Source organism: Pseudomonas sp. NFACC13-1 (genome assembly GCF_900104425.1).
Lineage (GTDB): Bacteria > Pseudomonadota > Gammaproteobacteria > Pseudomonadales > Pseudomonadaceae > Aquipseudomonas > Aquipseudomonas fluorescens_AA.
The window spans coordinates 1-7,453 of sequence record NZ_FMXV01000058.1; the positions used below are offsets into that span (position 1 = coordinate 1).

The window sequence follows — 7,453 nt, forward strand, 5'->3', positions numbered from 1 at the left end:
CCCCAGGAACTGACCAACCCCGCCGGCCAGATCGTCTGGTCGGCGCGCTACAACGGCTACGGCAAACTCACCGAACTCCAGCACGGCGGCGGTGAACAGCTGGAACAACCGCTGCGCTTCCAGGGCCAATACTTCGACCCGGAAAGCGGCCTGCACTACAACCGGCACCGCTACTACAATCCCGAGACCGGCCGCTATTTGACGCCTGATCCGAGCAAGTTGGCGGGTGGGCTCAATGGGTATCGCTACACGGTGAACCCGACGGGGTGGGTGGATCCGTTGGGGTTGGTGGATTGCCCGGGGAAGGGTGGGTGTCGGCCGGCGGTTGGGGATCAGGATCCGGCGGGTAAGGTTGGGGTGGATGAGGGGGAATCGAAGCTCCCTCAAGCCAAGCCTAAAGAGATCTATACCTATCGAGGTGACTCACGAGAGCCTTGGGAAATATTTGAAACTGGATTCGAGCCGTTAGGATGGAGTACCGATCTGTTTTTGCATGCTAAAGACAATAGAAAGCCGCCTAGCATTTATGTAAGCACAACGACCTCGAAGTCAGAGGCAGTGAAGTTTGCTACAAGTTATGGGTTTAGGTCAGGGTATGTATATGTGTTAAAAAATGTCCCGGGCATTGATGTTAATAAAAAGCTTGGGGTGCTATCGCCACATCGAAAAGAAAAGGAGATAGCCGTTCCCGGAGGAGTCGATAAGAGAGATATCGTAGGGGCGACTCCGGTGAATGATGATGGGTCGTACGTGGGATATTCAATACCCAATTTTGATAGGTGATGAGATGGATGCGCGAAAAGTTAATATTGAAATTGATGGTGTTGTAAATAGCGCATTTTTTGAATGTGATAAAAGAACCATTGCTATGAAAGTTACCATGCCTGATGGTGCTGTAAAAAAATATACAGGGGTGGATTATTATGTGTGTCTGGGGGAGGTTAGAAAGGATTTTCCCAACGTAAGGTTTTTATGTAAGGGCGCGAAAATCAATGTATATCCTTCGCGAATGTGTTCGCAAATGGCTGGAGGAATAGTTGCCTACGAAGTTCGCTGGGGTGAGCCTGCGGATGACAGTGACATAGTAAATATTTTCGACTATGAAGATCAAAATTTAACCAATGATATCGATGAGCAGGCAGATTATTACGAGCGATGGATGAGCTCTCTTTGACAGCCGATGGTTAGACTGCATAGCCAAAATCAATGCAACCCAATGTGGGAGCGAGCTTGCTCGCGATAGCGGAGTACCAGTCACCCTCAATGGCAACTGACCCACCGCCATCGCGAGCAAGCTCGCTCCCACAGGGTTAATCAGTGACTTACAGGTCGCTGCTTCGCACTCAGCCATTAAAAAAACCACCCCTTTGGCACCGATAACATCGTTTCTCGGCCCCGCGGCTTTTCCCTATATTGGCCCTCAGATCCGGTGGATGGCTCAACGTCCACCCCCTCAGTGTGAGTAGCCTCAATGAACAATAAACCTGACAGCACAGGGCTTGATAACGCCGGCGCGGGAACCCGGGCGGTCTGGGGTGGGGAGCAAGTCAGGCACCCCTACAACGCCACGCAAACCCCCATCGTGGCCAGCGCCGCGTACGGTTACGACGACATCGACGTCTGGTACGACGTTGCCTTGGGCAAGGCCCCCGGTTTTATCTACAGCCGCATGAGCAACCCCACCGTCGAGACCCTCGAAGCCAAGATTCGCGAGTTGGAAATGGCCGAGTCCGCCGTGGCCTTCAGCAGCGGCATGGCGGCGATCAGCAGCGTGCTCTACACCTTCCTGGCCCATGGCGATCGCGTGGTATCGACCAAGGACAGTTACGGCGGCACCAACAAGATCTTCGAAGAATTCCTGCCGCGCACCGGCGTGGCGGTGACCCTGTGCGAGACCTTCGATCACGACGACATCGAGCGTGAAATCGCCAAGGGCTGCCAGGTGCTGTACCTGGAAACTCCCACCAACCCGACCCTGAAGATCCTCGACATCCCGCGCCTGGTGGCGGCGGCCAAGCGTGTCGGCGCGGTGGTGGTGGCGGATAACACCTTTGCTACGCCACTGAACCAGAGCCCGCTGGCCTTGGGGGTGGACGTGGTGATTCACAGCGCCACCAAGTTCCTCAGCGGCCATGGCGACGTGCTCGGTGGCCTGGTGTGCGGCCGCGAAGCCTTGATGGCCAAGGTGCGTCATTACCGGGAAATCAACGGCGCGAGCCTCGACCCGTTCTCGGCCTACCTGATCATCCGTGGCATGAAGACCCTGGCGCTGCGCATGCGCCAGCAACAACACAGCGCCCGGGCCCTGGCCGAATTTCTCTGCACCGAACCCCTGGTGGAGACGGTGAACTACCCCGGCCTGCCCAGCCACCCGAACCACGCCGTGGCCTGCGCGCAAATGTCTGGCTTCGGCGCCATCGTCAGTTTTGTCCTGGTCGGTGGCATGGACACCGTCAAGCTGCTCCTGCCACGCCTGCGCTTCGCCCATTGCGCGGGCAACCTGGGCGCGGTGGAAACCATCTACGGTCCGGCCCGCACCACCAGCCATGTCGAGAACACCTTGGAAGAGCGTCAGGCCCTGGGCATCTCCGAAGGCCTGGTGCGGGTTTCGGTGGGCATCGAAGACACGGACGATTTATTGGACGACCTCAAACAGGCCTTCGTCTTTGTCAAAAAATCACTTGATCCGCAACTCAATGAAGTCCTCACCGAGACCGCAACCTGAAGTGTGAATGTTGATACTCCGCGACAAGGCTGTCAGCGGGGCGTTCATGAATAGGAATAATAATAAAAGCTCAGTGGCGCTTGTCTTACTCGCGCAGAGGTAGAGGCGCGCCCTGACATTTCATGAGAAACAACCATGTCCATAACAGAACAACAAACTAATACGCGGACCGGCTTCAAGCAGGAAATGCAGACGCGCCATATCGTCATGTTGGCATTAGGCGGCGTCATTGGTACCGGGCTGTTCCTCACGTCCGGCTACACCGTCAACCAGGCCGGCCCCATGGGCGCAGTGATCGCCTACATCATCGGCGCGCTGATGGTCTACATGGTGATGATGTGCCTGGGGGAACTGGCGGTGCAGATGCCCGAAACCGGTTCGTTCAGCACCTACGCCACGCGTTTCCTCGGGCCTGGCACCGGCTACACCGTGGCCTGGCTGTATTGGCTGACGTGGACGGTGGCCATCGGTTCCGAGTTCACCGCTGCCGGTATCCTCATGTCCCGATGGTTTCCTGACACGCCGGTGTGGATCTGGAGCGCGCTGTTCGCCGGCGTGGTGTTCCTCACCAACGTGGTCTCGGTGCGTTTGTTCGCCGAGACCGAGTTCTGGTTGTCGTTGATCAAAGTACTGACCGTGGTGGTGTTCCTGCTGATCGGCGGTGGCGCGATTCTCGGCCTGTTGAACATCGATCAGGCCCACAGCATCGGCTTGAGCAACTTCACTCGCGAAGGACTTTTTCCTACCGGCTTCATGCCCATTGCGATGACGCTGCTGGCGGTGTCCTTCGCGTTTTCCGGCACTGAACTGATCGGCATCGCCGCCGGCGAAACCAAGGACCCGCAACGCAATGTGCCGCGGGCCATCCGCACCACCGTGCTGCGCCTGGCGGTGTTTTTCGTCGGGACCATTTTTGTCCTGGCGACACTGCTGCCCCGCGAGCAAGCCGGCCTGGTGGAGAGCCCGTTCGTCACGGTGTTCACCTACATCGGCATCCCGTACTCCGCCGACATCATGAACTTCGTGATCATCAGCGCCCTGTTGTCGGCGGCCAACTCCGGGTTGTACGCCGCCTCGCGAATGCTCTGGACCCTCAGCGACCAAGGCCACCTGCCCAAGCAGTTCTCGGCCTTGACCCGCATGGGCACGCCGCTCAACGCGATCATCGTCAGCATGGCCGGCGGCGCCGCCTCGTTGCTCAGCAGCGTGTTCGCCGCCGACACCATCTACCTGGCGCTGGTGTCGATCTCCGGCCTGGCCGTGGTGGTGGTATGGATGAGCATCGCCGCGAGCCAGATCGCTTTCCGTCGTCACTATGTGGCCAACGGCGGCGACATTCGCGACCTCAAGTTCCGCGTTCGCGGTTATCCGTGGGTGCCGCTGGGGGCGCTGGTGTGCTGCAGCCTGGCGTGTGTCGGGATCGCCTTCGACCCTGAGCAGCGGGTGGCGCTGTACTTCGGCTTGCCGTTCATCGCCTGGTGTTACTTCGTGTATTACATTACCCGCAAAAGCCGCGAGCGACGCTTGTCGGTTGCCCTCGTGGCACAACCGTCCGACGCGTTCTAAGCCGCGTCGACGGGGCGGGCAAACGTGCCCGGTGCGTGGGGGTCAACGAGGTCCAGATCATGAAGCAAAAAACGTTGCCCCCGTTGAATTGGCTGCGGGCATTCGAAGTGTCGGCCCGCTGCCTGAACTTCACCCACGCCGCCGACGAATTGTTTTTGACCCAGGGCGCGGTCAGCCAGCAGATCCGCCAATTGGAAAGCCACCTGGGGGTGGCGCTGTTCAAGCGCTTGCCTCGGGGCCTGGGCCTGACCGAGGAAGGCCAGGCGTACCTGCCGGTGGTGCAGGACGCGATCACGCGACTGGCGGTGGGCACCAACGAAATCTTTGGCCAGCACAAGCGCCGGCCGATCAAGGTGCGCGGCAGCCTGGCGTTTTTCGTGCACTGGCTGGCGCCGAAACTGGTGGACTTTCGCCAGGCTCATCCCCACGTCGACATCCGCTACATCAGCAACATCTGGGTCAAGGAACTGGACGGCGAAGACGACATGGAAATCCGTTGGGGCCACGGGCAATGGCCCGGCCTGGTGTCCCAGCGCCTGACCTGGGACACCTTGTTCCCGGTGTGCTCGCCGGCCTTGATGGCAACGTTGAAGGTGCCGGCGGACGTGGCGAAGCAGCCGTTGTTGCACGTGCTGGGCTACGAAGAAGGGTGGGGGTACTGGCTGAAAATGGTCGGTGTCGACAGCGTCGATTCCTCGACCGGCATGCAATTCGACACACTGGTCTGCACGTTACGCATGGCTGAACTGGGGCAGGGCATCGCCCTGGCGCGGTCGTCGATGGTCAGTGAGTTGCTGGACGACGGGCGCCTGGTCGAACCCTTCGCCCAGCGCATCGAAGCCAGCGAATCGTTTTACCTGGTGCGCAGTTCCGGGGCCGAGCAACACCCCGACGCGGCGCGGTTTTCCACCTGGCTGGTGGAGCAGGCGCATCGTTTCAAGTGAGCCGTTTCAAGTGAATATCCGGAGTTGACCATGCGCTATGTGAGTACCCGAAATTCCGCCGTGCAGGTCGATTTCGAAAAAGTTGTGCTGTCGGCCATCGCCGAGGACGGCGGGCTGTTCGTCCCCGTTGAACTGCCGCAGTTCGAACCCCAGGACATCGCTAACTGGTCCACATTGGCCTACGACGAACTGGCCTATCGAGTGATGCGTCCGTTCGTGGGCGAGGCGATCCCCGAGGCCGACTTCAAGCGGGTGCTCAAGGACGCCGGCAGCCAGTTCAGCCATCGGTCCCTGGCGCCGTTGCATCAGGTGGATCGCAACGAGTGGGTCCTGGAATTGTTCCATGGGCCGACCCGCTCCTCGAAGGACTTTGCCGCGCAATTGCAGGCGCGACTGGTGCAGTACTTTTTGCGCAAACACGGGCGTCGCGCCGTGGTGATCGGCGTCACCAACGGCCACACCGGCTTGGCCGCCATCGAAGCCTTCAAGCACTGCGACGAGACCGATGTGGTGGTGATTTATCCCGAGGCCGGCGTGCCGCAAGACCAGCTTCAAGACCTGCAAGCGACGGCGCATCCGCGGGTTCATCAAGTGGCTGTCGATGGCAGTTTCGATGAATGCCAGACCTTGGTCACCCGACTGTTCCGACAGCACGAGGCGATCAGTTTCAATTCCAGCAACTGGGTCAGCGTCATGGCGCAGTTGGTGTTTTATTTCCACGCGGTGCTGCAGTTGGGCGGCGGCCAGCGGCCCATTGGCTTCAGCGTGCCGGCGGCGAGTTTTGCCGAGGTCTATGCCGGCTACATCGCGCAGATGATGGGCTTGCCGATCACGCAGATGATCGTCGCCACCAACCAGAATGATGCGCTGCATCAGTTCTTTTTGAAGAATCACTACTCGCGGTTGCGCGCCAGCAAGACCCTGTCGCCGGCCATGGATTTGTCGATCTTTTCCAACCTGGAGCGGTTTCTCTGGGAGCTCTATGGGCACGATGATCAAGCGGTGGGTGCGCTGATGCACACCTTCGAAACCCGTGGCGAAATGACCATCGCCAACGAGTTCTGGCTACAGGCGCGGATGATCATCGACTCGTACGCGGTCAGCGATGAGCAGACGCTGGAGGAAATCACCTCGCTGTACCGCGACACCGGCTACGTCATCGACCCCCACACTGCCACCGGCGTGCTCGCGGCGCGCTTGTACCGGCGCAGCCTGGTGGCGCCGATGGTGACCTTGGGCGAGATCTCACCGGCCAAATCGGCGCAGTTGCTCGGTGAGTTGGGGATCACGATTGCGGCGCAACAGCGTCCAGTTTCCGAACATGGCCCGGCGCAGATTCATCGCATCCAGCCGGACGACCTCGCTGCCCTCCATCAACTGCTCGGCGCCCTATAACCGGAGGCCCCATGAAGCGAATCCTCGACCCTCTCGACGAACGCATCATCGCCGAACTGCGCCTCAACGCCCGCGCCGCCCACGCCGAGCTGGCGGCCAAGGTCAACCTCTCGCGCAACGCCGTACGCCAACGCATCGAACGCCTCGAACGTGACGGCGCGATCCAGGGCTATACGGTGCGCACCGGGGAGGGCGCGCAAGCGTCGTCGAACATCAACGCCGTGATCTTTGTCTACCGCTACGACCGCATGCGCGGCGCCGAGGTGTTGCAAGCGCTGCAGGCCATGCCGGAAGTGCTGCAGTGCGATGTGATGAGTGGCGAGTTTGACTTGATGCTGCGGGTGGGCGCGGCGAACCCGGAGCGGGTGCATAAAGTGTGGAAAGAGATCTCCGCGTTGCCCGGGGTGGAGAACACCGTGACGTCGTTTGTGTTGTCGTCGGTGGTCTAGGTGCGCTGTCTGCCTAAACAGTGACCCCTGTGGGAGCGAGCTTGCTCGCGATAGCGGTACACCAGCCACCACTGATGTACCTGACCTGGCCCCATCGCGAGCAAGCTCGCTCCCACAGAGGAATGTGCCCAACCACTACCGTGGCGAGGGAGCTTGCTCCCGCTGGGCTGCGAAGCAGCCCCAACCCGGTTGACCGCAATCTACCTGACCCACCGCCTAGGCCAATTCCAGGGGCCGCTGCGCAGCCCAACGGGAGCCAGCTCCCTCGCCACAAGAGCGGCCGGCGGTGCGTCAGCCAAGCAGGTGGATTTCCTGACACCAATGGATCAGGCACCGAGCAAACCTGTGGGAGCGAGCTTGCTCGCGATAGCGGT

Annotated in this window: 7 protein-coding genes; all 7 read left to right on the forward strand. The window is 60.0% G+C overall.

The window, feature by feature from the left end; all coding sequences use genetic code 11:
- Window positions 1–783 (forward strand): RHS repeat-associated core domain-containing protein (locus BLQ55_RS30890; RefSeq protein ID WP_176814274.1); only part of this gene is annotated, 783 nt, incomplete at its 5' end.
- A complete protein-coding gene (locus BLQ55_RS30895) occupies window positions 740–1,174 on the forward strand; it encodes a hypothetical protein (RefSeq protein ID WP_256326677.1) in 435 nt (144 codons plus the stop codon). The genes BLQ55_RS30890 and BLQ55_RS30895, both read left to right, overlap by 44 nt.
- A 297-nt stretch (window positions 1,175–1,471) precedes the next feature.
- Entirely contained in the window at window positions 1,472–2,725 is a 1,254-nt protein-coding gene (locus BLQ55_RS30900) for a cystathionine gamma-synthase family protein (protein ID WP_092259501.1), read from the forward strand.
- Window positions 2,726–2,860: 135 nt separating this feature from the next.
- Window positions 2,861–4,291: an amino acid permease gene (locus BLQ55_RS30905; protein WP_060740446.1), complete on the forward strand. Its 1,431-nt coding sequence runs from the start codon at window positions 2,861–2,863 to the stop codon at window positions 4,289–4,291.
- Window positions 4,292–4,350: 59 nt separating this feature from the next.
- On the forward strand, window positions 4,351–5,235 hold the full coding sequence (locus BLQ55_RS30910) for a LysR substrate-binding domain-containing protein (protein ID WP_092205595.1): 885 nt from the start codon (window positions 4,351–4,353) through the stop codon (window positions 5,233–5,235).
- Window positions 5,236–5,265: 30 nt separating this feature from the next.
- Complete coding sequence (thrC, locus tag BLQ55_RS30915; protein WP_092259504.1) at window positions 5,266–6,630, forward strand: threonine synthase; 1,365 nt, start codon at window positions 5,266–5,268, stop codon at window positions 6,628–6,630.
- Window positions 6,631–6,641: 11 nt separating this feature from the next.
- Window positions 6,642–7,079 carry an Lrp/AsnC family transcriptional regulator gene (locus BLQ55_RS30920; protein ID WP_053125728.1) on the forward strand — a complete coding sequence of 146 codons (438 nt, stop codon included), beginning with the start codon at window positions 6,642–6,644 and terminating at the stop codon, window positions 7,077–7,079.
- Window positions 7,080–7,453: the final 374 nt, after the last annotated feature.